Below are 23,902 nucleotides of genomic sequence, written 5' to 3'. Positions count from 1 at the left end.
GATGCGGCCATGACATACACATGCGCGGCGCGCTCCTTGCAGCTCCGCGTTTCGGTGGGCGTGACCCGTAGGCGCCCCGCTGTGCGAGTGGAGCGACTCTGGCGTGTTCGTGATATCGAACGAGGTTCGAAGTGTCGAGCAACCTGAATGATAGGGAATCGGCGAGCGGCGTCAATACCTCTCGCATGATTCGCGAGCAACACCGAAACATTCGTAGGGCTTTATGAACAAAACCCGCAGGTCAAGCCAATCGGATGGCCGAGTTGCGCAGATGGACAGTCCTTAGGGGCCGGAGCGGGGCCGGTTTCACGGACAGTGTTGACATGGCCGACCGCCTCTCCAGTATCCGTGGCACCCAGACTTTCCGAACGGTGCGCGAAATTTCGAACCCTCTTCAGGTGATCCCCGGGAAAGGGAACTCTTCTGAATGCCCAGACGATCAGGCGGACGACTACTCCGCCTCCTCGCCACCGCCGCACTCACGGTCACCGCGTCGGTGACGGCCTTCTCCCGCTCCAACGCCGAGCAAGAACCCTCATTGCAGCCGAAAGCATCTCGAACTTCGTAGCCAGCATCGGAGAAGGCTGCCCGGCCGCCACATGGAGCGTCCTGCCAAGCGGCAATCCAGCAGCACGGTGGAGGCGAAAAGCGGTTCGGCCGACGGGGTGGCCGTCGAGTCCGACGACCTGCGCTACCACCACAACGCGATCACCACCTCGAACCGTTCTACGACCGGGTCGAATGGGAACTCGGCGTGGCCGGGCACGCCCACCCCGGAGAAGGCCCCCGCAAACGCGACTACCCGATGGCGCCGTTCCCCCCGACGGCCGCGCACCACGTGCTCGCGGCCGAGACACTTCGGTGGCCGACGGGAGCGGTTCCACTGCTGCTGAACACCGAGCCCCGGAACAGACGCGCCGCGTGCATCCGCTGTGGACAGTGCGTGGGCTTCGCCTGCCCCGTCGACGCCCGCAACGGCACCCACAGCACCGTTCTGCCCCGCGCTCTCGATCTCGGAACCGATTCGCCTGGTCGGCCCGTCATCTCTCCTGGACCGCACGGGAGTTGGGCAGGCTCCAGCCGAGGATGAAGGCGATCCGCTGCCCGGCCGACACGGTGAAGTCGAGGCGGGTACGGGCCCGTTCGACGGAGAGGCGCACGCCGGGGTCGCAGTGCAGCACGGCCACATCGGGTCCCGCGACAGCCTGCCGGTCCTCCCCACCGCCCGGATCCACGGCAGGATCCGGCTGTGGTCGAAGCGGAGCCTGAACTCGCCCCGCATCTCCACCTGCCCGATCTCCACCTGCCCGCTGACACCTTCGACGACGCGCACCATACGCGGGGCAGCGCCGCGCGGCGGCATGAAGTCCGTCAGCTCACGGTCCCCCCGACCGTATCCCAGACGGATTCGAGGACCAGCGTGTCACCGCGACAGGAACGGCGGTTGCAGGGGCGACGGTCGGCCGGGGCGATCCACCCCTGTCCGTTGGATTCGTCTCCGAGAAGCGCGGCGAAACAGGCGGGAGAATGAAACCGCGGCATGCACAGCCAACCGATTGGCCCGTCCCTGCCGACGAGAGCCGCCGTCTCAAGGTCTCCGATGAGAGCGGAATCCTCGATGCGCCTGACCATCAGCCCAATTCTAGACCTGGCCACACCCATTGACGCAAGGTGCGGTGATCTCGTAGAATTTTCTCAGCGTTTTTCTGCATTCAGGTGCCTCCATTCTCTCGTCCCGTCGCCCGCCCTGCCGGACCTTGACCCAGCGGCGCATGGAGGCGCAGCATCAGGACATCAGCATTCCCGCCTCCTGAGGTGATCTCGTTGGTCACTCATCCGCGCCGCCGCGCCACCGACTTTCCGTCGGAAGCGTTCTCCGAGGGAATTCCGGGCCGCCCGACGGTGAGCCTGGTGATTCCTCTTCGGGAGCCGGGTGCGGACCTTTCGTGGCTGGTCGGACAAGTGCCGGAATGTGTCGGCGAGGTGATTCTCGTGGGCGAGCCCGCCGGGAGTGTTCCCGATCTGCGGCCGGCGGGCGCCGGACCCGCACCGCGCTTGGTGGAGTTCCCCGTCAGCGGCCCGGAGGCCCTGCTGCACACCGGCCTGACCGCCGCGACCGGCGACTGTCTCGTACTCATCGAGGCGAACGGAACCATGTCGCCCCTGGAGATCCCGCACTATCTGCACTACCTGGAGAGCGGTTTCGACTTCGTCAAAGCGTCGCGTTTCATCGGCGGCGGCAGCCCGGCCGGATATCCCCTGCTCCGCAGGCTGGGCCACCGATTCCTGCTCGCGGTGGCACTGTTGCTCTACGGGCAGCGACTGACCGATCTCTGGTACGGATTCTGCGCATTCCGGCGCGGGTTCGTCACGCTGCTCGATCCGAGTGGCGACGGAATGGAGCTGGACGTGGAGGTCGTCACGCACGCCCTGCACTACGGACTCCGTATCGCGGAAGTTCCCAGCCGGGAACTTCCGCGCCGCGACCGCACGCGCCACCGGCACACGCTCCACGAAGGGGTCCGGATTCTGCAGGCCCTGATCGCGGGGCGCCCGCGTAACGCGCTGCTGCGTCTGGTCGCCGCATCCAGCAAGAGCAGCTGATCCCCCGCTCCTGATGTGCTAAGCCTGGAATTTCTATACCGTTCGGAATTCTGGGCGCGCGAGGCAGCGGACGAGAAGGCGTCGGAGCACCTCGCGAATCATCGAAAGAGGCCCATCGTGATCACCGTTCAGGTTCGCCGGCATCCGGCGCCCCACGAGCCGCATCCGCTGCGGCGGGCGACCGGCTGGCCTGTCACGGTATCCCGGCCCGCCTCCCCCAACACGCCCGCCCGGCACGGAGCGCACCCCGCCCGCCGGGCCTCCGACCGTCTGACCCCGGCGGCCCGCGCCCCCGCGCGCCGCCACCCACCGCGCGGGCGGCCGGCGTGACGACGCCTCCGACGGCCATCCGGCCGACGCGAACGGCGATCCATCTCCAGCACCGTCCGATGACGCCCCCCGACGGCCCCACCACGCCCTGATCCGGGGCGCGGCGCGGGTCCGGCGCACGCCCGGCGCGGGTCCGGCGCGGGTCCGGCACGGGTCCGGCGCGGGTCCGGCGCGGTGCGCACCCGGCGGAGGAGACTCCTGATGGCCCTCGCCCCGACCACCCGCGCCGGCGTCATCGGCCGTCTGTAACAAGCCCGCCGCCACCGTCCGCGCGGGCCTCCCGCGCACTGGCGTCCCCCATGTCCCGACCCGCCCCCCGGTCGACCTCGAACTGATCATTCCGGCTTTCAACGAAGAACGGCGGCTGCCCACAACGGTCGCGGCCACCGTCGACTTCCTGGCCCACCGGCCCTGGTCGTCAGCGGTCGTCGTGGTCGACAACGACAGCGCCGACTGCACGCTCGAAGTGCTCGCCCCGTTCCGCGACCAGCCCGTCACGGTGTACGCCATCGGGTGCAGCGACCACGGCAAAGGCGCCGCCTAACGGGGGGCATCGCCACCTCCGCCGCGCGCTACGTCGGCTTCGCCGATGCCGACAACGCGACCCCCATCGCCACCCTCGACCCGGTGATGACCCTGCTGCGGGAGGGCCACACCGCCGTCATCGCATCCCGCCGCGCACCGGGCGCCCACTACGAGATCGAGCAGTCCGCGCTGCGCAGGTGCGGCGGCTGGCGGTTCCGGCGGCTGGCGAGCCGCACCCTGCCGGGCGTCGCCGACACCCAGTGCGGCTTCAAGTTCTTCGACGGCCCGCACGTCCGCGCCGTCCTCGACGAGTTCCGCATCGACGGCTTCGCCTTCGACGTGGAGATCCTCGCCCGCCTCGTCCGACAGGGCGAGGACGTGGTCGAGGTGCGGTGGACTGGTCGGACTTACCTGGTTCGACGTTCTCGGCGGGGCGCGACGGACTGCGCTCCATGACCGACCTTCTCCGGATCTCTGGCTCCAGGTGACCGTGATGACCGCACTCGCACTCGACCAGCTCGCCCGTGCCGACCTCCTCTTCCTCAACTGGCGCGATCCCTCGACCCCCAGGCCGGCGGTGCCGAGGCCTACTGCTAAGAAATCGCCCGACGGTTCTCCGACGCCGGTGCGCACCTCACGCTCTTCTCGGCGCGGCACCCCGGTTCCGCGCCGAGCTCCCGGTGGCAGGGCATGCGGATCGTGCGAGGCGGCGGCACCTTCGGCGTGTACCCGGCCGCGGCCCGGCACCTGCTGCGCCACCGGCACGCATACGACGCCGTCGTCGACTTCCAGAACGGCATCCCGTTCTTCTCACCGCTCTTCACGCCCCGCTGGATCGCCGGCATCTGCGTCATCCACCACGTCCACCAGGACCAGTTCGATCTGCGCTTCCAGTGGCCGCTGAACGTGGCCGGCCGGCTGATGGAGAAGCAGTTCAGCCGGCGGGTCTACCACGGGCGACCGATGGTCGTCGTGTCCCTTTCGACCCGGGAGGGCACCCGCAGGGGGCCGGGGACGCCGGGCCGCCGGGACCGGGTGCCGAGGTGGGGGAACCCGCAGATCCCGAGGGCTCCCGCGCCGGAGCCGACGGTCCGGCCCTCCCCGACCCGGCCCTCCCCGGTCCGACGGCCGCCACGGCGCGCACCCACGCCCACGCCCACGTCAACGGCCGGCCCCACACCCACGTCGACGGCAACCCCCGCGACACCACGGCCGCCGGCTCCCCCTCCCCCGCCGTACGGCTCGTCGTCGACGCCGCCTGGCGGGGCGAGACCCGGCCCGCCGGCGACGACGAGCTGCGTGGCGCCCTGGCGGTGGCCCGCGGCAACCAGGTCGAGGTACGGCTCGCCCGGGCATATCCCCGGCAACTGGCGCTCACCCTGGCCGAGGTGAACCGTTCGACCGAGCTGTTCCGGGCCGATCTCTTCGAGGCCACCGGCCGACTGCACCACGCCGGCATCCCCACGGTGCTCATCAAGGCCGACCCGTCGGGCGACCACGTGTACGGAAACTTCGACCTGGTCGTGCCGAGCGGGCGCTGGCGGGCCGCCGAGTCGACGCTCGCCGGCTGGTACACGCGCCGGGAGACGTACTGGCTGGAGCGGTCCACGAAGGTGCTGCTGTTCCCGCTGCGCGGGCAGGCCGCCCATCTGCACGCCCAGGTCTCCTCGTTCGGGGTGCCTGTGCTGCCCAACGACGGACTGTTCGCCCGCGCGGTGCCCTGCGACGGCTGCCCCTGGCTGCTGCCGAGCCCGGCCGACCGGCTGCGCATCTGGCTGGCGCACGGCCTGTTCCAGAACCTGACTCTGGACCTCTCCGAACTGCTCGCCGTCCGCGCCCTGCTCCGCCCCGAAGTGGCGGCCGAGGCCCGACGGGAAGCCGCGCGGGAGGGCTGGCCGGCCAGCAGCCTGGCCGCCCTGCGGACCGTGGCGCAGTCACGGCTTCAGCTTGTCGGCCTCCCGGACTTCGTGCAGGTGGATAAGGACGTCGAAGGACTTGGCGATCGCGATATCGCGCGGCTCGTAGGGGAACTGGGTGCCGACGTTAAGCGTGGGCCGTGCGGTGTTCAACCAGGCACGCGCGGGGGCCGGGGCGTGGCGGACGTCGAGGTAGAAGTCCCGGTGTCGGACCTGGTCGAGAGTGTGCTCGTTCCTGCCGGGGTTGGCGGCACCCACTGTGAACCTCTTCCAGTCGCCGCCGAGGGCGGCGTCCTTCGACAGGAAGGAACCCTGGTTGAAGGTGAAGCCGATGGGGAGGTAATTCTTGCCCATTGTGTCGCGCAGGAATGAGCCCTGTGTCTTGGGATACATCTTGGGGTCACCGGCGATGTAGCCGACATGGTCGTTGTGTGCTGACAGCAGCACCTTGTCGCCGGTTTGCCGCTGCCACCAGGTGACATTCTCGGCCATCACCTCGTCGCGGAAGCGCTGCGAGGCGGCCACCGAGTCGGGGTCAGTGACGTCCATCGTAAGGAATTTGGTGGTCTGGGCGATTGACCGGGCGTTCTGCTCAGCCCACGTGAAAGCCTCCTCGCCGGAGTCCTCTTGGCTGCTGACCAGTTCCAGGGCCTGCTGTGCCTTGGCGGCGAGCTGCTGTCGTTCCGTGAGCGGCTTGCCCAGGTAGGCGAAGACGTCGTCGATCGGGCGCAGGCCGGCGTAGAACTCGTTGAGCCGTGGCAGCGCCTCTGGGTGGTTGCGCTGCACGTAGCCGGTCACCCGGCCGAAGAACTCGTCGCTCAGTGTGGGAGCGCCGAGGTCGTTGCCCATGAAGTGGACGGTGCGGCCGGGGTGGCTGCGGTTGTGATCTCGCATCCACTCGATAAGGCTCACGAACTCCTCTCGTTCCCAAGGGGAGTTGCCCAGTGTCTCCTTGGCGATCTCGCGGACGTCGCCCTTGCCGGTCTGGAGATAGTCGTTGATCTGGAGCCCTGAGGACCAGCTCATCTCCAGGGAGAAAGTGGTGAAACCCTTCTTCTCCACGAGGTAGCGGAAGACCCGCTCCTTCATGGTGAAGAACTCGTGAGAGCCGTGAGTGGCCTCGCCGAGGCCCACCACCTTGGCGTCGCCGATGATCGAGGCCAGGGCTCGCAGGTCGGCCGTGTTTCCCCCGGGCTCCGTCGAGCGCAGCGGGTGCGCCGCGCGCTCCAGCGCGCGGACCGCGTTCTGCTTCCCCTCAGCCACGTCGGCCGGTGCTGCTTGGACGACCACAGGAACGAGGACCGCTCCCATCGCGGCCACTGCGGTGGCCAGCAGCCCCCGCCGACTGATGCCCTTCCGGAGCCTATCCATATTATTTACCCCTCAACTTGTGTTATGCGACTTGAGAGAATCGTCGCCTCGATTCCATGGCCACGAAAGGGAGCCAGGTTCCGAAACGTTCCGGGGGGTAGCCCCCTCTCGGAGGTGCAGCGGACAGCATGGGCGGACGTCGTTGCCTGGATTGGCTGTCGCCACGATCGCCCCGAACTGTCGGATGGATGTGCACGAATGGAGTGGTCAGTTATGCAGGACCGATACGTCCTGCAGCTTCGTGCCGCACCGCCGTCCTCGGACTGCCGCTGACCCTCCGCCTCGTTTCTGGCCATCGGCTGACGACGTGCCTTCCCTGCCGACCCACTTGGCGGACCGGCTGGAAGTCGCTGGGTGACTGGAGGGCTACCAAGCCCTGCTGCACTGGCGGACGGAGAACGAGATCACTGGCCTGCACGCCGTCCCGTACGACGTCGAAACCGAGGTCGGCGTCTCGAAGGACTCCTCCCTGGGAAGGTGGGTGCACCACCAGCGCAAGGCACTCCGGGCAGGCGAGCTGGAGGAACGGCGCAAGACCCTGCTGGACGCGCCGGAGGCCGGGATGGTCTGGGAGCCGGGCGAGGAAGCATGGGAGAACAAGCTCGCCGCGCTGCGGTCGGACCGGCGGACCACCGGGCAACCCGCGCCCCGGCAGGAGCCGTCTGGGGCGAAGGTGAGGCGATGGTGCCGGTCGGGCAGCACATCGCCGACCTCCGCCGGAAGGGACAGAAGGACGGCCTGGGTTTGAGACTGTCCTTCCACGCCCAGTTGATGCAGATGCACGGCATCACTATGCAAGGGGCCATGGGCATGTCGGCGCTCAGCGCCCTCGCGCTTGCCGTCATGACGCGAGGCGCCTCACGGCGGCTGGCCGCAGGCGCCGGGCTCCTCGTAGCTGCGTCCTTCCTGATCACCCGTCTCGGCAACGTCCCCATCGATGGCCGTATCAAGCAGTGGGCGGCCACCTCGGCACCCGCCGATCACGCCGAGATCCTGACTCAGTGGGAGGCGTTCAATTACGCCCGCACGAGCGCCGCGTTCGCTGCCTTCGCGCTGCTGATCCTTCTCTCCTTGCGCCGAAGCCATTCCGCTCAAGGTCTCAACGCCAGCCCCTGGAGAGTGTCTTGACAATCAGTGGGGCAGGTGGGTTGTCGGCGCCGTTCCCGCGAGGAGTTGCGGCGCTCGCGCAGCCTCGACCGTGAAAGCAGTCGCAGCAGGGCGGCGAAGCCGGACACTTCATACCGGCGAGCATCCAACTGACTTGCGTCATCGCCAGAAGTGTCAGCCCCAGATCGGCATTCGTGTCACCACCCGAATCCCGGAACGAAACATGCTGAACAGCAGTACCTCGACGTGCGGCAGCGCACTGCATCACACAATGCCGGAGACGAGGCAAGGACCCATCACCGCCTTCCGTGAAGTCACCTAAAGCGGGCGCGGGTTGTCGCCTCCGGGCCCGTGCCCGGCAAAGGGCGAGTGCGGGGTGGCATTTCCCTGACCGGCGTCGCCCCGCTTCTGTCGTGGCAGGCCGGCCCACTACGAGATCCCGCGCCGCCTGCGGCTCATGGATACCTTCCCGGCAACCGTCAGCGGTAAGGCGGTCGGAGTCCGGGTAGCGGCGGCGCGGGAACTCGTGGGCTGGGTGATGAGCCGGATCAGCGGATTTCTGTGACCCGGTGTTCCTGGCGCGCCGCACAGTTGGAGTTTTCCACCGACACGTACACGTTGGCGATGTTGCCGCCCCAGCTCACACAGTGGCCCTTGCCGTAGACGTAGCCCGGCCCCGCGTACGACGTGAAGTACCCGGAGTCCCCGGCCCACTCGTCGGTGTCCGGGACGTAGATGTACGTGGACATGTCCTTGGCCGTGCCAGGGTTGGCGCGGATCGTCGCGACGCAGTTCTTGCCGTTCGAGGAGTTGTACGTCAGATAGACGGTGCCCAGCGAGCCGACGGGCACCGAGTTCACGGTCTTGTAGGCACTGCCGCAGACGCCCTGTGGTGTGACGTTGGGTGCGGCAGAGGCGGTCGTGGCGAACACGGCCGTGGCGCCCACCACCAGTGTGGTTAACGCCCCGACAGCCGCGACATTACGCATGCTTCCCATATTTCCCCCTTGTGTCCCTGAGAGCGGTTTGCTCCCACTTGATGTGACCCCCGAACGACAAGGATGGTTGTGCTGGCATACACAGGTGCCGGGTGAACCTATGGATGAAGTGATCGGACAAAGGGACGCAGTATGGATCGAGGGATCAGGGCAGGATCCCTGTGGCGCTTGAGTGCGATCTCTCGCGTCATCGACAGCAGATTCACCTGTTCGTTAACACGCGGTCACCGCCAGCGCGGGCCTTGGCATACAACGACGGCCACAACGCCTGAGTCCCAGGCACACAGGCGGTCACCAACGCCTCGGCAGTGTCGGCAGCGACGCGCAGCGCCTGCTCACTCCACACCCGCCCGCTGCGATGCACGTCCCGGTGCACGACCGACTCCCTTTTCACTCCTCCCGATCGCTTCCTGTCCGAGGCAGGCCGGGACAGGTGTCGGCCCGGCGGGTCGGCCGGCGGCGCGGAACAGCGACAGGCTCGTACGGCGGGTCTGGGAACGGGTTCCCGCAGGTCGGTCCCGGCACGGCCCATACCGGTCGACGGTGACTCCAGTGATGTCGGTGACGGCACGTCACGTCAGCGAGACCGGCGGGCGTTGAGCCGGGCGGACTGGCGCGTCAGGTGGTCGCGCTCGGCGAGGTTTGGGGCCTTTTGGGCCGCCTCGGTGTACAGCCGTGCCGCCGTCGCCAGGTCGCCGTCGCGCTCGTGGAGGTACGCCGCCACCGCGGCGTAGCGGGGCAGTGAGTCGTTCAGCGCCGCGAGCGCCGCCAGCCCGGCGCGCGGTCCGTCGGCCTCGCCGACGGCCACCGCACGGTTGAGCCGGACGACCGGGCTGTCGGTCAGGCGGGCAAGCTCGTCGTACCACTCGACGATCTGCACCCAGTCAGTCTCCTCGGCGGTGGGCGCGTCAGCGTGGAGTGCCGCGATGGCGGCCTGGGCCTGGAACTCGCCCAGCCGGTCGCGGGCGAGGGCCGCCTGCAGGATCTCGACGCCCTCGGCGATCGACTCGGTGTCCCACCGGCCGCGGTCCTGCTCGGCGAGCGGCACCAGGCTGCCGTCGCGCGCGGTCCGGGTGGCGCGCCGGGCGTGGTGGAGCAGCATGAGGGCGAGCAGCCCCGCCACCTCGGGGTGGTCGATCGCGGCCGCGAGCTGCCGGGTGAGCCGGATGGCCTCGGCGGCGAGGTCGACATCGCCGGAGTAGCCCTCGTTGAAGACCAAGTAGAGGACGCGCAGTACGGTGGCGACGTCGCCGGGCTGGTCGAACCGCACGCCGGAAACGGTGCGTTTGGCCCGGCTGATGCGCTGGGCCATGGTCGCCTCGGGCACCAGGTAGGCCCGGGCGATCTGGCGGGTGGTCAGCCCTCCGACGGCGCGCAGCGTGAGCGCGACCGCGGACGACGGCGTCAGCGACGGGTGGGCGCACAGGAAGTAGAGCTGGAGCGTGTCGTCCACCACGGGCGCGGGCCCGGGCGCCGGCTCCTCGTTGACGAGGTCCTCACGCCGGCGGCGGGCGGCGTCCGCCCGGGTCGCGTCGAGGAACCGGCGCCAGGCCACGGTGACCAGCCAGCCCTTCGGGTCCCGCATGGGGTCTCCCCTGCTCGAAGAGCTTGAGGAAGGGTCGGCCGGCCAGACGCGGACCGCCTCGACCAGCGCGTCCTGCACGGCGTCCTCGGCCGCCGCGAAGTCGGCTCCGCGGCGGACGAGGATCCCGAGCACGCTCGGCGTGAGGCTCCGCAGCAGCACCTCGTTCACCTGAGGGGTCACTCCGTGATGGTGGGCAGCGCGGCCAGGAACGGGCGCACCTCGAGCCACTCGTGGATCGGGTCCCCGCCCGCTCCAGGAGCGGCCGAGAGCTCCCCGGCCAGCTCGATGGCGCGCTCGTAGTTGTCGACGTCGATCACCATCCAGCCGGCGATGAGGTCCTTGGTCTCGGCGAACGGGCCGTCGGTGACCGGCGGGCGCCCCTCGCCGTCGTACCGGACGAACGTCCCCTCGGGGGAGAGCGCCTGGCCGTCGACGAACTCGCCGGTCCCTTCCAGCCGGGCCGCGAAGTCGTGCATGTACTGCATGTGCGCCGAGATCTCCTGCGGTGTCCACTGGTCCATGGGCACGTCGTTGACCGGAGCCGGAGCGCCGCGGTAGTGCTTGAGCAGCAAGTACTTAGCCATCGTGTTTCTCCTCGGTGCTGGTGCGACCCATTTTGGTCACGTTCACCACGGGGACGGAGCCAGACACGGGTTCTCGACATCGCCGGCAACAAGCACCTGATGTTTCCCGGCCGGCTCTACTCGATCGTCGCGGCGCTGGAGACCGGACGCACTCCGTGGACCACAATCGTGGACGCCATCCGGCCGGCGCCTGGGGCCGAGTGAGTTCGTCCTCGGCAAAAGCCGGACACTTGGGGCGAGAAGCACGTGGTCACCGTGAACGACACTCGCCGCTACCGAAAGGCCACTGCTCTGGCCTGGGACCGGCTCCACCCGCGGCTGACCCGCCGGGCCGAACCATCAACTCGGGATCCCGCCATCATCCTGCTCAGCCCTAAGATCACCGACCGCCCGCCAAGACGGTACTCGCCGACGAACCGGTCCCTACCGAACTCACTCACGAGTCGACCAATCACCCACCTTCTGATCGAAATTCGATCAATCGACAAGATTGCATTGACTCGATCAACGACCGCACATAGCTTCTGGCGGCATCCGACCTCCAGAAAGGTGTTGCGTCATGTCCATCGGACCATTCCCAGGACGGCATGCGATGAGCGGCGGGTTCATCGCTGTCGCCCTTGCCCTCACCGGCAGCGTCGCCCTTGCCGGCGTGCCCGCCTCGGCCGCGGGCAGCACCACCTACGTGGACTGCTCGCGCCCGGCCGCCGGCGACGGCAGCCAGACCTCGCCCTTCAACAGCATCGGCCAGGCCAACGCAAAGACGTACTCCCCCGGTGACACGCTCGCCTTCGCGTCCGGCACCACCTGCACCGGCTCCCTCGCCCCCAAGGGCAGCGGCACCGTATCCGCCCCCATCACCCTCACCCATTACGGCACCGGCACCCTGCCCGTGATCGACGCCAACGGTGCCCCGAACGCCGTCTCCCTGACCGACCAGGACCACTGGCGGATCAGCAACCTCAAATTGACCAACCCCGCCTCCTCCCTCGCCCGTCGCACTGGCCTGCGGATCTCCGCCACCGATGGAACGGCGCACCGCGGCTTCGACATCGGCAACCTCGTCGTCGACCGCGTTGCCGGTCAGACGAACAAGAACAGTCCGACCACCGAGGACTTCGTCCAGTCCGCCGGCATCGTCACGGGCGCGAGCGGCACGAACTCGACCCTCAACGACGTCCACGTCCACCACAACCAGGTCAGCAACACGGGTGGCGGCGGCCTCAAGATCCGTGTCGGCGCCATGGCGGTCAAGGGTTCCGGCGTACTGATCGAGCACAACGTCATCAAGGACGTCGGCGGCGACGGCATCATCGCCAGCTATGCCGACGCGCCCATGATTCAGTACAACAACGCGTCCGGCATCGGCAACGGCGTGTACCCCTTCACCGGCGGCAACTTCGCCGGCATCTGGGTGCTCGGCGACCACAACCCGACCATCCAGAAGAACGCCGTGTACGGCATCACGCGGATGTCCGTGGCCGACAGCCAGGCGTTCGACTGCGACTGGGGCAACACCGGCACCTGCACGATCCAGTACAACTTCAGCCGCGACAACATCGGCGGCTTCTTCCTCGACTGCGACGGGTGCGGACCCATCGGCGGCGCCAAGCAGATCATCCGCTACAACATCTCCGAGAACGACTGTCGCATGAGCAGCGTCAGCGCCGGCCGATCCGCGCTGCACATGTACAACAACGTCATCTACTGCACGGACAAGAAGTTCAGCATCACACTCCCCGAAGAGAGCGTCGTCGAGAACAACATCTGGGTGGGCACCATCGACTCCCGGCTGCCCACGGGCCCCGGGATCTCCTGGCTGTGGAACGTCTTCCAGGGCGTGCCGAGGCCGACCGCCAACGGCATCGTGGGCGACCCGCACTTCGTCAACCCAGGCACCGGCGGCGACACCATTCTCTCCGTCAACGGCTACAAGCTGCGGTCCACGTCCCCCGCCCTGAACAACGGCTCCGTGATCAGCGGCAACGGTGGCCGCGACTACTGGGCGAATCCGGTGTCCACGACCACGAAGCCGCACCGCGGCGCGTATAACGGCCCGGGGTTGTAGGCCTCCGGGAAGGCGACCGCCACCGCATCGACCAACGCTCGCCCGCTCCGCGCCTAGAGCTGTATGTCATCTCAGTCAATTACGCCTACTGAGCTCTTTCAGCGTTGCCGCTCCAGAGTGAGGACGGCCGCGGCGATTGACGACATTCGATTCGGGCTGCACCGGGCTCTGCGGAAGATGTGCCAGGACTTCAGACGGGCCACGCCCCGCTCCACCGGTGCCCGTGCCACCGAGAGTGCGCGGTTGACCGTTTGCTGGGTCGGCGGCAACCCGCGGCCGGGTGGGCGTCTGACGGGTGTCGTCTCGCCGACCGCTCCTACCTGAGGGCAGGGCCGTGGGCTCGCAGATCCGGATGATCCGGTGGGCACGGGCCGCGGTCAGGTCGTGCGTGCGGCCAGGTAGGGCGGGTGAGATCGGAGTAGTCGGCCCGGCCGTCACCGACCCGGTCGCACTCCGCCAGGGTGCCGTCCAGCAGGACGTAGTCGGGGTCGGCTTCACGCAGGGCACGCAGCAAGCCGGGCGCGCGCTCGGCAAGCAGGTCAATGACGGCTGCCGTGTAGGCGTGGGCGGTGCCGACGGCGATACCGAAACCGGCCGCGATCTGCGCAAGGGGGTCGTGCCGTCGCAGGTACACCAGGCCGACCAGGGCACGCTGGTGCGGCGGGAGCTTGCAGCGGCGGTCACCCTCGCGGGTGACGATGAGCATGGTGACCCACTCGACCAGGGCATGGGGCAGGTCGAGTGCGTCAGGATAGGCAATCAACGAGGCTCCTGCGCCGGTGAGTTGAGACTTCGAACACCTCCCTCAACGGCACGGGAGCCTCGTGCGTTGCGGACACCGACCCCCTCACCGCTCACCGACGAAATGCGCGGGTACTGGGTGACGAAAGGGCGCGCGCGGACCCTAAAGGGCTTGAGCGGCGTGGACAGCTTCGAGCCGTCCGTCCGTACGGCGCAGCCGGAGGTGCGGTCGGCTGCCCGAGATGGTCGGCTGGGCCTGACTCTGCAAACTTGCGCGCAAGGGAGCCCAGCATGGCAATCATCGCGATCTTCGACCAACCCGGCATGACCCAGGCCCAGTACGAACAGGTCTCCAACAAGGTGAACCGCGACCGTGGCCTGGTCAAGAAGCCCGCGGACTGGCCCGTACCCGGCCTCATCTCGCACACCTCCGCCCCCACTCCCGATGGCTGGTACGTCGCCGACGTCTGGGAGTCCGAGGAGGCGTTCCACCGCTTCAGTGAAGTCGTCCTGCCGCTTTTGCGGGAGGCCGGTGCTCCGGAGGTGGAGCCGAAGATCTACCCGGTCTTCAACCTGGTGACCCCGTAGCCGTCGGTCTTCTGGTACACGACGAGCCGTGGCACCCCCACAGCCCCCGTCCTCAGGGAATGCTGCGACTCGACAGGGGGATCGCCACTGGTGCGATCCGCAGAACCACAGGTCAACGCATTTCGCGGTAGCCCTCACCTGATCAGTGGCCATGCTGAAAGAGCTCACTGAGTGATGAAGTTACACTGAGTCGCCCGACGCGCGTTGACGAAGAGCTGGGCACAATCGGGCCTCGCAGCGGGTGCGCGTTTGCCGATCGGTTCACCACGGCATGGAGGGGGCCTGACAGATCGGTCGCAACCTGGGCGCACGGAACCGTCGTGCTGTGTGGTGTATCTGTGTTCCGAAGGAAGCGAGTTCTGCGGCACGGGGGTCCGGCCCCCCGTATCAGAGGGCCGCGTCCGCCATCGCGGCACCGGCGGACGAGCGCCCGATCCCCGATCCCCGATCCTATGCTGAGCAGCACATAGCCTCCGGCCATTCCCGGCCTGCGCATCCATGCGCTGCCGCGGATGCGCCGGGGGCTTGCCGATCCGCGGCCGCGTCTCAGAAGCTGCGTGAGTTGGCCGCGAACTGCGGATCGTCCTCTGCTTGATCAGTCCGTCGGTCGAATCGCAGTAGCCGCCACCGGTCGTGGCGACGGGCCGGCACTCTCCCCGCGCTCGGGCGAACCGAATGGTCAGCCCAGGATCAGATCCTTGACGGCCCGCTCCGTCCAGTGGCCGGCTGCCCCGGGACAGCCCGCCACGTAGGCGGCAACCGCATCGACGTCCCACGCGCCCGCTTCCAGCAGACCGGCCACGAGGTGGCGCATATAGGCAGGCGACGGCTCCACCCACGGCACATCGTTGACACCCCAAGGCGCCGTGAAGGTCAACACAGGCAGTCCGTCCACCTGACCGGCACAGACGAGCGTTTCGTATCGCCCGTCACCGAGGCTGTCCCTTCCGTGGTTCACCACCTCGGTCAGGTCGAGGTCCGTGCCCGGTTCCTTGTACAACTCCTGCGCCATGATGTCCGCGAACTGGGCGGCCGAAACGAGATGCGCGCGAGCGAATACGCGATGGTCGCCACCCGGGTCGTAGAAGGCCCTGCCACCGCCCCACACCGGCGACTCGGTGGCGAAGTACACGGTGCCTGGGCGTTCCAGAGGAATGGACCGGGCGGGCAAGGTGCGATCCCTGCATCCCGGACAGACCCTGTTCGCACCATGCGGCCGGCCCCCGACGATGTAGCAAGCCAGACGGTCAAGGTGCATGTTGGAGCCGTAGGACATGTACCAGACCCTCGGCGGCGAAGTGCCCTTCACAGGACCGCGCAGCCACGCACGCAAAGAGCCCACATAAGTCGAAAGCCCGCGAGATACTCCCCCGCCGCACTTCGCCTTCTCTCCGACACCCTTACCCCGCCCGTCACGTCATCGCAGCCAGGGTTCTGGCCATTGCTCGGCCAACGGCACCGCACAAGGGCTCGGCGCCCATGGCCAATCCATCTGTTGGTGATGTCGTTCACAGCAAGCAACCCCAAGCATTCTTCCCGGCACCGCGAGAGGACACAGATCCTGTCGGCACATGCCCCTCAGTACCAGTCAGATCGGCCCCGCAGAAAAGTGAGGCCCTGAGAAGAGCAACGCCACACAAGATCATGAGTTACGCCCGCCCGCTCCCTTGCGGCGTGGCCGGGTCATGCCGACGACACACGGCCGGAACTTCTCATCGAGGGATTGCCGTCACACAAGAGCGGTCACAACCTGGTGCGACGTTCAGCCACGATCGTGTCTGGGCGTTGGTTCGGAGGTGCCGTAGTTCCGACAGGTCAGTTCGCCGTCAGGAGGCTGTGCGACGACCAGGGCTACCGCCCGGCCACGGACTCTTCGGTGAGCCGCAGAGCGGCGCCTGCCCGCCCGAATCCGCGAGAACATCGTCCCGCGTGTGGCAGGGGCAGCAGTTCCGGGGCAAGCGGATCGCCCTGGCGACCACGGCTTGGCAGTCGCTGTGACGGTGGGTCCGTTCACGTAGTCGGGCCTGCTTCGGCCGCCCAAGGACCGTCGGGTCTCGGCCGCCGCCGCGGCGGAGCACACGATGTCGGCAAAGATGAGACTGGCGGTCGGGACGATTCCGATCACGGCCCCCTCGGCGGCCGGAGGTTCCGCGGGCACCTCGGCAGCTTGGTCGCCCGGCCAGACGAAGCCGAGTTCGGCCGCGAGCTCGGCGACGCGGATACTTCCTCGCTCACGGACGAGTTCGACCACCCGCTCATGGCGCTGATCGACGTGCGGTCGCATGGGCTCCCCCCTTCAATCAATACGATCACAATGGTGTTCGACAGCCCCGGGCCGGGCCCCCGGCGGACATGATGCGGTCATCGAACGCGGAAACAGGCTGGACAGGCCACGGCGTCCGGGAGCTGGACCGTGCGGCGGGACGGAGAGGAACAAGCGCATGCGCGAGCGCGTGGACGAGCGGCACAAGCGGGTGCTCCGGCTCGTGCGGGAGCACAGGAGCGTACGGATCGCCGACCTGGCCGCCGAACTCGGGACCTCCGTGGAAACCGCCAGGCGGGACGTCGCCGCACTCGCCGACGTGGGGCTCATACGACGACTGCACGGATCGGCCGTCTGGCCGACGGCCCGGCTCAGCCCGCGCGAGACCCGCCTCGTCCGGTCGGCGCCGGCCGCGCCGGGCGGACTCATGCTCGGCATGGTGGTGCCGGCGGCCGGCTACTTCTATCCATCGGTCATCCGCGGCGCCCGCGACGCAGCTGCGGCCGTCGGCGCGCGGCTGCTCGTCGGAACGACCGACTACCGCAGGGACCAGGACGCGACACGGATCGAGACCCTCGTCGAGGCCGGCGCCACCGGTCTGCTCCTGACCCCCAGCTGGGGTGTCGAAGGGCCGGACCCAGGCGACCTGCAGCAGCTCGCGGATCTGCCCGTGCCCGCCGTGCTGGTGGAGCGGCACGTTCCGATGGGCGCACCGGGAGCGGAGGGCGACCGCGTCAGCTCCGCCCATGCGCAAGGCGCAGCCTCAGGGGTGCGGCATCTGGCGGCCCTCGGTCATCGCCGCATAGCCCTGCTGTCCCGGACCACGCACTCGTGCCCGCACATCCGGCGCGGGTACCGCGCCGCGATCACGTCTCTCGGTCTCCCCGAGGACGATCTGTCCCCGCTCGGGTCCACCGGTCCCGGCGGGTTCGAAACCTTCGAGCAGGACGCGGACCGGCTGCTCGACCTCGCCGAATCCGACGGGGTGCGGGCCGCGATCGTGCACACCGACGCCGATGCGATCAATCTGCTCCAGCGGCTTACGGTCCGTGGGCTTCGCGTGCCCGAGGACTTCGCGATCGTCTGCTACGACGACGAGTTGGCCGGGCTGGCGGATGTACGGCTCACCTCGATCGCGCCTGCGAAACACGCGATGGGCGAAGCGGCCGTGAAACTCCTGCTGCGCCGGCTCAAGGAACCCGGCGCGGAGAGCTCACACATCGAACTGATGCCGCAGCTTCGCGTGCGGGAGTCGTGCGGCGCCCATACATCTGACTGACCATCGATTGACCGCTTCTTGACCGATTGAACGTCGAGTGTTGACTTCGGGAAGCCGGAATCCCAGTCTGGCCAACCAGTAGGACCGCTCACCGCGGTCCGATCTGAAGATGTCCGGCACCTTGCGAGGCCTTCCGAGCGCCGACCGCGCGCATCGGGGCTCCGCATCGGCCGGTGCAGCCCCGACGAGGATGACCGTACGCCGGACCGGGAGTCCGACCGCCAAGGCATCCCCACAAGGATTGGGTCCTCCATGACTGCTTTCGCCTGGCACCGCCGCGCCTTCCTGCACGCCACCGGGGGCACCGCCCTCGCCGTGGGGCTCACAGGATTGCCGCTCCGCCCCGCCGTCGCCGGTGAAACAGTCGCCACGGACGAGCAGTTCGCCGCCCTTCGGGCCAAATGGCGCGACCTCCTCCTGGGCACCGGGTTCAGCCCTACCGCCGAGCCGTTCAAGACGCTGCTCGCCAACCTCGGCACGTCCGCCCGGGGTTACCTGTCGACCATGGCTCCCGCAAGCGGTTCGCTCTGGCCGGGGCTGGTGTGGAGCGACCCGGAGCCCGACCTCGACGCCGAGTCGTACGCCTTCTCGTCGCGCATGAACGACACCTACAACAGGCTGAATGTGATGGCGCAGGCCTTCTGTCAGGCCGGTACCGGGCTGACCGGTGACACCGTACTGCTGAATGCGATCACCGCGGGACTCGACCACGTCCACGCCGAGGTCTACAACGAGAACACCACGCGGTACGGAAACTGGTGGAACTGGCAGATCGGCAGCGCGCAGGCACTCATGGACACCTGCGTGCTCCTCCACGACCACCTGTCGGCAGACCGGAAAGCCGCCTTCTGCAGGGCCGTCGACCATTTCGTCCCCGACTCGGCGGTGGCCCAGTACACCGGCACAAGCACGGGCGCAAACCGTGTCGACCTGTGCCGCAGCATCATCCTGCGCGGCATCGTCGGCGAGAACCCGGACAAGATCGCGCTCGCCGCCCGTGCACTGGCCCCGGTCTTCCCCTATGTGGCCTCAGGAGACGGCTTCTACTCCGACGGTTCGTTCATCCAGCACCGCAACGTCCCCTACATCGGCGGATACGGTGCGGTGCTCCACGACGGCGTCGGACGCCTTCTCGCGCTACTGCGCGGATCCGCCTGGCAGCTGAACGACCCCAACACTCAACTCTTCCTCGACACCGTCGAAAAGGCCGTCGCACCATTCATCTACAACGGACTGATAATGGACAACGTCACCTCCCGCGGCATCAGCCGCAACGGTGGCAACGAGCATCAGCGCGCCCACGGCCTCCTCGCCACCCTCGTACTGCTCGGCCAGGGCGCGAGCCCCGAGGAGAACGCCCGCTGGCGGGCAATGGTCAAGGGCTGGATGCGGCGCGACTACTACTTCCCTGCCCTGAAGAACCCCGGCCTGAGCCTGATCCGGGCGTCGCTGCTGCAGAGCCTGCAGGACGACACATCTGTCACGGCGGCCCCCGAGCCTGTCGAGCACCGGCTGTTCCACAACATGGACCGTGCCACCCACCGCCGCCGCGACTGGGCCGCATCGGTCTCCATGGCCTCGAACCGCATTGCGCACTACGAGTTCGGCAATGGTGAGAACGCCCGCGGCTACCACACCGGCGCCGGCTGGCTCGCCTGGTGGGGCAGCGACTTCGGCCTCGAACAGTACTCCGACGCCTACTGGCCGACGGTCGACCCCTACCGCCTCCCCGGCATCACCGCATCCCGCAAGCCACTCACCGACGGCGAAGGGGGCAACTGGGGCCAGCCGATGCCCGACGCCGCCTGGGTCGGCGGCACCACCGACGGCGAGTTCGGCGCCACCGGCCAGCACCTGAAGGGCCTGGCCGGCACGATGGAAGCCAAGAAGTCCTGGTTCTGGCTGGACGACTCCGTCGTCTGCCTCGGCGCCGGCATCACATCCGCCGACGGGTACCCCGTCGAGACCACCATCGACAACCGCCACCTCGGCACCAGCGGTGCGCCCGCCCTGACCGTCGACGGCAGGACCCAGCCGACGGCACAAGGCTGGACAGCGACCTTCAAGAACGCCCAGTGGGCGCACATCGCCGGCCAGGCCGGCTACGTCTTCCCCGGCGGAGCCGACGTCAGCGCAGTACGCGAGGAACGAACCGGCGCCTGGAAGGACATCAACGCCGGCGGGCCCACCGACCCCCTCACCCGCCGCTACCTGACCCTGTTCACCGACCACGGCCCCGACCCCGTCGACGGCCGCTACGCGTACATCCTCATACCGGGTGCAAGCGCCAAGGCCACGGCCCGGCGCGCCTGCGACCACGGCTGGCTCAACATCCTCGCGAACACGGACCGCCAGCAGGCGGTACAGGTGAGCCGTCTCGGCTTCACCGCGGTCAACTTCTGGGCAGCCGGCACCGTGGACAGGATCACCTCGAACGCACCCGCCTCCGTCCTTGTCAGGGAACACGGCAACAGCACCGCAACCATCATCGTCTCGGACCCGGCCAGGGAAGCCACCTCCCTGGAAGTCTCCTGGAACCGGCGGGTCTCCAAGGTGCTCTCCAAGCCGACCACCCTGCTCGACGCCACCACCGGCCCCTCACTGAAGCTGACATTCAACGACCTCACAGGCCAGGCCGGCGCCCCGCAGAAGATCACCGTCCGCCTCACCTGAACCACACGACGGTCGCCCACCACCAACGACCGGCCACCGCCCGCACGCCACATCCCCGCCCGGAGGCAACATCCGATCCGTACTGCACACCCTCCTCAAGGACAACCGTCACCGGCACCAGCAGCTCCTCGCCACTGCCACCGCACCCATGCTGGTCCGCGGTCTACGCAAGGGCGCAGCCGAACCAGGGGCGGACAGCAGCCCGGAGGCCGGGGCCGGGCGGTGGCGGTTGGACGCTGAGCGAGCCTCAACTCCGCCCACAGCCGATGGCCAGCCGGGCCGGGGCAGGCCCTAGGGTCTGTCGTTTGGATCAGGCCGGATCAGGGAGCGGGGTCTGGTGCGTGCAGCTGCAAGGCGGAGGATTGAGGCATGGCGAATGGGGCCTCCCCTGCTCGATCGAAGCCGAGAGCTTGCGGGAGCGCGTGCCAGACCCCGCGAGGCCCCGCCTGGCGTGTCTCGCGCGCCGTGACGCTCGGACCTCAGGAACTGGGCGCGCCCATCGTGGGCATTCAGAACGAGTACAGCCTCGTCGAGCGGACCGCCGACCGCGAGCTGCTGCCGATGGCCGAGAGCCTCGGACTCGGCGCTGCCCTGTGGTCCCCGCTCGGCGGCGGACTGCTCACCGGAAAGTACCGGCGCAGCGCCGAGGGGCGGCTGAGCGACCTGGGGGCAGTCATCCACACGGAGAGCACCGACCAGAAGACCGCCGTCGTCGACGCCGTCCTGGCCATCGCCGAGGAGATCGGCGTGACGCCCGCCCAGGTGTCGGTGGCCTGAGTGCGGGAGCGTGCCGCCCAGTCCGCGACGTCACTCGTCCCGATCATCGGGCCGCGCAACCTCACCCAGCTCGACAGCTACCTGGGCGCTCTTGACGTCCAGCTGACCACCGAGCAGTTAGCCCGCCTGTCGGAAGTCGGCGCGGGGCCCCTCGGAGTCCCCCACAAGGCGATCGCCGCCTCCCTGGGCGGCCTCCAGGGAGGCGACTCCAGCCGCGTCATCGCGGCGGCCGCACCGGTGGCCTGATGCTCGCGGCAGAAGCCGCACCGGTGATGCCCGCCCGCCGCATCGGCGAGGGGTTCCAAGAGACCGAAGCAAACACCACAAAGTGTCTTGTACTGGGAGAAGCCCAGGATGAACAGCGATCCCGCCCCTCGCGGACGGGCAACGGAGACGACGATGAAGACCTTCATGATCGAGCGGTACGGCGACAAGGCCGGCGTGCGCGCCGCTGAGATGCCCGACCCGCAGGTGGGCGCCGACGACGTCCTGGTCCGTATCCACGCGGCGAGCGTCAACCCGCTGGACCTCAAGCTCCGCGACGGGGACTTCAAGGCGATCCTGCCGTACCGCCTCCCGCTCATCCTGGGCAACGACCTCGCCGGGGTGGTGGTCCAGGTGGGATCGGCCGTCACGCGGTTCGCGGTGGGCCATGAGGTCTACGCGCGGCCCGACAAGGACCGCATCGGCACGTTCGCCGAACTCATCGCCGTCCACCAGGACGACGTGGCGATCAAACCGGCCACGCTCACCATGGCGGAGGCTGCGTCGCTTCCCCTGGTCGCACTGACCTCGTGGCAGGCACTGGTCGAACGGGCACAGGTGCAGCCGGGCCAGAAGGTCCTGATCCACGCGGGCTCCGGCGGCCTCGGCACCATCGCCGTCCAGCTGGCCAAGGAGCTGGGCGCGCACGTGGCCACCACCGCGAGTACGGCCAAGGTCGACCTGGTGAAGGAGCTCGGCGCGGACATCGTCGTCGACTACAAGAAACAGGCTTTCGAGACGGTCCTTGTCGGCTACGACGTCGTCCTGGACACCCTCGGCGGCGAGACGCTCGAGAAGTCCCTGCAGGTACTCAAGCCCGGCGGGAAGGTCATCAGCGTCGCAGGCCCTCCCGACGCGGCCTTCGCCCGCGAGCTGGGCGCAAACGCGATGCTCCGACTGGCGATGAGCGCGCTGAGCTTCAGGACCCGGCGCCGCGCCAAGCGCCGCAACGTGACGTACTCGTTCCTGTTCATGAAGGCCAGCGGCGACCAGCTACGCAAACTCACGCCGCTCATCGAGGCCGGGAAGATCCTTCCCGTCGTCGACCGTGTCTTCCCGTTCGAGGAGACCCGGGAGGCCATGGAGTACGTCGAGAAGGGCCGCGCGAGGGCCGGCAAGGTCGTCGTCGCGATGAAGTGAGGGCGGGCCCCCGCCGGACGACTGGTGAAGACCTGCTCATGCAACGAGAAGATCCCACACCCCCACTACCCCCACTACCCCCACTACCCCCAGGAGCAGGTCATGAGTACACCGCGTAGTTCCCCCACACCCGCCCCGACGTCGTACAAGAGCGCGCCGACCCGTTCCGTGTCCGTGCGCGGCGTCGACTTCGTCTACAGGCAGCTCGGTCCGCAGGACGGCGTACCGCTGATCCTCCTCCACCACCTGGCCGCGGTCCTGGACAACTGGGATCCACGCATCATCGACGGACTCGCCGCCCGACGCCGAGTGATCACCTTCGACAACCGCGGAGTCGGTGCGTCAGGCGGCTCCACGCCCGACACCATCGAGGCGATGGCCCACGACGCGGCGCTGTTCATCCGGGCACTCGGCTTCGACCAGGTCGACCTGCTCGGCCTGTCGATGGGCGGCTTCATCGCCCAGGTCGTCGCAGCAGAGGAACCGCACCTCGTGCGCAAGATCATCCTCGCGGGCACGGGCCCCGCCGGAGGCCCCGGCATCGACAGAGTCACGTCGCTCACCATCCGGGCCACGCTGAAGGGCGCACTGACCCGGAAGGATCCGAAGCAGTTCCTCTTCTTCACCGACACCAAGGGCGGCCGACGGGCAGGGCGCGCCTTCCTGGATCGGCTGAAGGAACGCACGGACAACCGCGACACAGCCATCTCGCTGTCGTCGTTCCGCGCCCAGCTGAAGGCCATCCGCCGATGGGGCCTCCAGGCGCCGGAAGACCTGTCGCGCATTCAGCATCGGGCCCTGGTAGTAAACGGTGAGAGCGACCGGATGGTGCCGAGTGAAAACACACGCGATCTGGCCGCACGGCTGCCCCAGGGCGAACTCGTCCCCCTCTACCCCGACGCCGGACACGGAGGGATCTTCCAGTATCACGACGAATTCGTCTCACAGGCGCTTGAATTCCTCGAAGCGTAGCCGGACCGGCAACACTCGACAGGCCCGGGACCCGACACCGATTCGCGCGCGATCTCGTCTCCGACGCCCACGCCGAGCGGGCCGCGCGGCCGGGGACGTCCCGCTCGCGCCCGGCCG

Annotated in this window: 20 protein-coding genes and 2 pseudogenes; 13 read left to right on the top strand and 9 right to left on the bottom strand. The window is 68.4% G+C overall.

Features of this window, described 5'->3' with window-relative positions:
* Positions 1-1,040 precede the first annotated feature (1,040 nt).
* Together ACFT7S_RS07385 and ACFT7S_RS07380 are read right to left on the bottom strand one after the other, a co-directional pair.
* Positions 1,041-1,235: a hypothetical protein gene (locus ACFT7S_RS07385; RefSeq protein ID WP_382728230.1), complete on the bottom strand. Its 195-nt coding sequence runs from the start codon at positions 1,233-1,235 to the stop codon at positions 1,041-1,043.
* A 136-nt stretch (positions 1,236-1,371) separates the two neighbouring features.
* A complete protein-coding gene (locus ACFT7S_RS07380) occupies positions 1,372-1,632 on the bottom strand; it encodes a trehalase-like domain-containing protein (protein ID WP_382728228.1) in 261 nt (86 codons plus the stop codon).
* Between the two features lie 360 nt (positions 1,633-1,992).
* Here ACFT7S_RS07380 and ACFT7S_RS07375 point away from each other — a divergent pair, with 360 nt between their 5' ends.
* From ACFT7S_RS07375 to ACFT7S_RS07365, 3 genes are all read left to right on the top strand, one after another.
* Positions 1,993-2,604, top strand: coding sequence for a glycosyltransferase family 2 protein (locus tag ACFT7S_RS07375; protein WP_382728225.1), 612 nt, complete (start codon positions 1,993-1,995; stop codon positions 2,602-2,604).
* A 661-nt stretch (positions 2,605-3,265) separates the two neighbouring features.
* Positions 3,266-3,478, top strand: coding sequence for a glycosyltransferase (locus ACFT7S_RS07370; protein ID WP_382728551.1), 213 nt, complete (start codon positions 3,266-3,268; stop codon positions 3,476-3,478).
* On the top strand, positions 3,448-3,915 hold the full coding sequence (locus ACFT7S_RS07365; protein WP_382728222.1) for a hypothetical protein: 468 nt from the start codon (positions 3,448-3,450) through the stop codon (positions 3,913-3,915). The genes ACFT7S_RS07370 and ACFT7S_RS07365 overlap by 31 nt, the downstream gene beginning before the upstream one ends.
* A 491-nt stretch (positions 3,916-4,406) precedes the next feature.
* On the opposite strand, the gene ACFT7S_RS07360 is transcribed toward ACFT7S_RS07365, so the two are convergent.
* Entirely contained in the window at positions 4,407-4,910 is a 504-nt protein-coding gene (locus tag ACFT7S_RS07360; RefSeq protein WP_382728219.1) for a hypothetical protein, read from the bottom strand.
* Positions 4,911-5,393: 483 nt separating this feature from the next.
* A complete protein-coding gene (locus ACFT7S_RS07355; protein WP_382728216.1) occupies positions 5,394-6,746 on the bottom strand; it encodes an erythromycin esterase family protein in 1,353 nt (450 codons plus the stop codon).
* 358 nt (positions 6,747-7,104) lie between these two features.
* On the opposite strand from ACFT7S_RS07355, the pseudogene ACFT7S_RS07350 reads away from it, so the two are divergent.
* Positions 7,105-7,490 (top strand): annotated as a pseudogene (locus ACFT7S_RS07350) (helicase associated domain-containing protein); the annotation flags it as partial.
* Positions 7,485-7,874 (top strand): anthrone oxygenase family protein, encoded by a 390-nt coding sequence (locus ACFT7S_RS07345; RefSeq protein WP_382728548.1) that lies wholly within the window; start codon positions 7,485-7,487, stop codon positions 7,872-7,874. The pseudogene ACFT7S_RS07350 and the gene ACFT7S_RS07345, both read left to right, overlap by 6 nt.
* 527 nt (positions 7,875-8,401) lie before the next feature.
* Here the strand turns inward: ACFT7S_RS07345 and ACFT7S_RS07340 are convergent.
* The 3 genes from ACFT7S_RS07340 to ACFT7S_RS07330 form a co-directional block, all read right to left on the bottom strand.
* Positions 8,402-8,851, bottom strand: a complete 450-nt coding sequence (locus tag ACFT7S_RS07340; protein ID WP_382728213.1) for a spore-associated protein — start codon at positions 8,849-8,851, stop codon at positions 8,402-8,404.
* Positions 8,852-9,428: 577 nt separating this feature from the next.
* On the bottom strand, positions 9,429-10,604 hold the full coding sequence (locus ACFT7S_RS07335) for an RNA polymerase sigma factor (RefSeq protein ID WP_382728545.1): 1,176 nt from the start codon (positions 10,602-10,604) through the stop codon (positions 9,429-9,431).
* An 8-nt stretch (positions 10,605-10,612) separates the two neighbouring features.
* Positions 10,613-11,020, bottom strand: a complete 408-nt coding sequence (locus tag ACFT7S_RS07330) for a YciI family protein (RefSeq protein ID WP_382728211.1) — start codon at positions 11,018-11,020, stop codon at positions 10,613-10,615.
* 559 nt (positions 11,021-11,579) lie between these two features.
* Between ACFT7S_RS07330 and ACFT7S_RS07325 the strand changes: the two genes are divergently transcribed.
* A complete protein-coding gene (locus ACFT7S_RS07325) occupies positions 11,580-13,088 on the top strand; it encodes a right-handed parallel beta-helix repeat-containing protein (protein WP_382728208.1) in 1,509 nt (502 codons plus the stop codon).
* Positions 13,089-13,186: 98 nt separating this feature from the next.
* On the opposite strand, the pseudogene ACFT7S_RS07320 reads toward ACFT7S_RS07325, so the two are convergent.
* Positions 13,187-13,851: pseudogene (locus tag ACFT7S_RS07320) on the bottom strand (transposase family protein).
* A gap of 269 nt (positions 13,852-14,120) precedes the next feature.
* On the opposite strand from ACFT7S_RS07320, the gene ACFT7S_RS07315 reads away from it, so the two are divergent.
* Positions 14,121-14,417, top strand: a complete 297-nt coding sequence (locus tag ACFT7S_RS07315; RefSeq protein ID WP_382728206.1) for a hypothetical protein — start codon at positions 14,121-14,123, stop codon at positions 14,415-14,417.
* Between the two features lie 679 nt (positions 14,418-15,096).
* On the opposite strand, the gene ACFT7S_RS07310 is transcribed toward ACFT7S_RS07315, so the two are convergent.
* Positions 15,097-15,588 (bottom strand): histone deacetylase, encoded by a 492-nt coding sequence (locus tag ACFT7S_RS07310; protein WP_382728204.1) that lies wholly within the window; start codon positions 15,586-15,588, stop codon positions 15,097-15,099.
* A 1,270-nt stretch (positions 15,589-16,858) separates the two neighbouring features.
* Here ACFT7S_RS07310 and ACFT7S_RS07305 point away from each other — a divergent pair.
* The 6 genes from ACFT7S_RS07305 (at position 16,859) to ACFT7S_RS07280 (ending at position 23,785) form a co-directional block, all read left to right on the top strand.
* Positions 16,859-17,959, top strand: coding sequence for a LacI family DNA-binding transcriptional regulator (locus ACFT7S_RS07305; protein ID WP_382728201.1), 1,101 nt, complete (start codon positions 16,859-16,861; stop codon positions 17,957-17,959).
* A 252-nt stretch (positions 17,960-18,211) separates the two neighbouring features.
* Complete coding sequence (locus ACFT7S_RS07300; protein ID WP_382728198.1) at positions 18,212-20,632, top strand: polysaccharide lyase 8 family protein; 2,421 nt, start codon at positions 18,212-18,214, stop codon at positions 20,630-20,632.
* Positions 20,633-21,001: 369 nt separating this feature from the next.
* The gene (locus ACFT7S_RS07295; RefSeq protein ID WP_382728196.1) at positions 21,002-21,409 is read left to right on the top strand and encodes an aldo/keto reductase; all 408 of its coding nucleotides are present in this window, start codon (positions 21,002-21,004) and stop codon (positions 21,407-21,409) included.
* The gene (locus tag ACFT7S_RS07290; protein ID WP_382728194.1) at positions 21,410-21,655 is read left to right on the top strand and encodes a hypothetical protein; all 246 of its coding nucleotides are present in this window, start codon (positions 21,410-21,412) and stop codon (positions 21,653-21,655) included.
* 153 nt (positions 21,656-21,808) lie between these two features.
* Positions 21,809-22,813, top strand: a complete 1,005-nt coding sequence (locus ACFT7S_RS07285; RefSeq protein ID WP_382728191.1) for an NADP-dependent oxidoreductase — start codon at positions 21,809-21,811, stop codon at positions 22,811-22,813.
* A 102-nt stretch (positions 22,814-22,915) separates the two neighbouring features.
* The gene (locus ACFT7S_RS07280) at positions 22,916-23,785 is read left to right on the top strand and encodes an alpha/beta fold hydrolase (RefSeq protein WP_382728189.1); all 870 of its coding nucleotides are present in this window, start codon (positions 22,916-22,918) and stop codon (positions 23,783-23,785) included.
* The last annotated feature ends 117 nt before the right edge of the window (positions 23,786-23,902 follow it).

Origin of the sequence: Streptomyces sp. NPDC057136 (genome assembly GCF_042670885.1) — a bacterium.
Lineage (GTDB): Bacteria > Actinomycetota > Actinomycetes > Streptomycetales > Streptomycetaceae > Streptomyces.
Note: the sequence above shows the minus strand (reverse complement) of the source record. Positions and strands in the feature narration are given on the sequence as shown.

Bases quoted from the DNA above. Each gene is read 5' to 3' on its own strand.
- ACFT7S_RS07280 (WP_382728189.1), top strand. From the start codon at position 22,916: ATGAGTACACCGCGTAGTTCCCCCACACCCGCCCCGACGTCGTACAAG.
- ACFT7S_RS07380 (WP_382728228.1), bottom strand. From the start codon at position 1,632: ATGGTCAGGCGCATCGAGGATTCCGCTCTCATCGGAGACCTTGAGACG.
- ACFT7S_RS07295 (WP_382728196.1), top strand. From the start codon at position 21,002: ATGGCGAATGGGGCCTCCCCTGCTCGATCGAAGCCGAGAGCTTGCGGG.
- ACFT7S_RS07305 (WP_382728201.1), top strand. From the start codon at position 16,859: ATGCGCGAGCGCGTGGACGAGCGGCACAAGCGGGTGCTCCGGCTCGTG.
- ACFT7S_RS07325 (WP_382728208.1), top strand. From the start codon at position 11,580: ATGTCCATCGGACCATTCCCAGGACGGCATGCGATGAGCGGCGGGTTC.
- ACFT7S_RS07285 (WP_382728191.1), top strand. From the start codon at position 21,809: ATGAAGACCTTCATGATCGAGCGGTACGGCGACAAGGCCGGCGTGCGC.
- ACFT7S_RS07315 (WP_382728206.1), top strand. From the start codon at position 14,121: ATGGCAATCATCGCGATCTTCGACCAACCCGGCATGACCCAGGCCCAG.
- ACFT7S_RS07340 (WP_382728213.1), bottom strand. From the start codon at position 8,851: ATGGGAAGCATGCGTAATGTCGCGGCTGTCGGGGCGTTAACCACACTG.
- ACFT7S_RS07355 (WP_382728216.1), bottom strand. From the start codon at position 6,746: ATGGATAGGCTCCGGAAGGGCATCAGTCGGCGGGGGCTGCTGGCCACC.
- ACFT7S_RS07330 (WP_382728211.1), bottom strand. From the start codon at position 11,020: ATGGCTAAGTACTTGCTGCTCAAGCACTACCGCGGCGCTCCGGCTCCG.
- ACFT7S_RS07300 (WP_382728198.1), top strand. From the start codon at position 18,212: ATGACTGCTTTCGCCTGGCACCGCCGCGCCTTCCTGCACGCCACCGGG.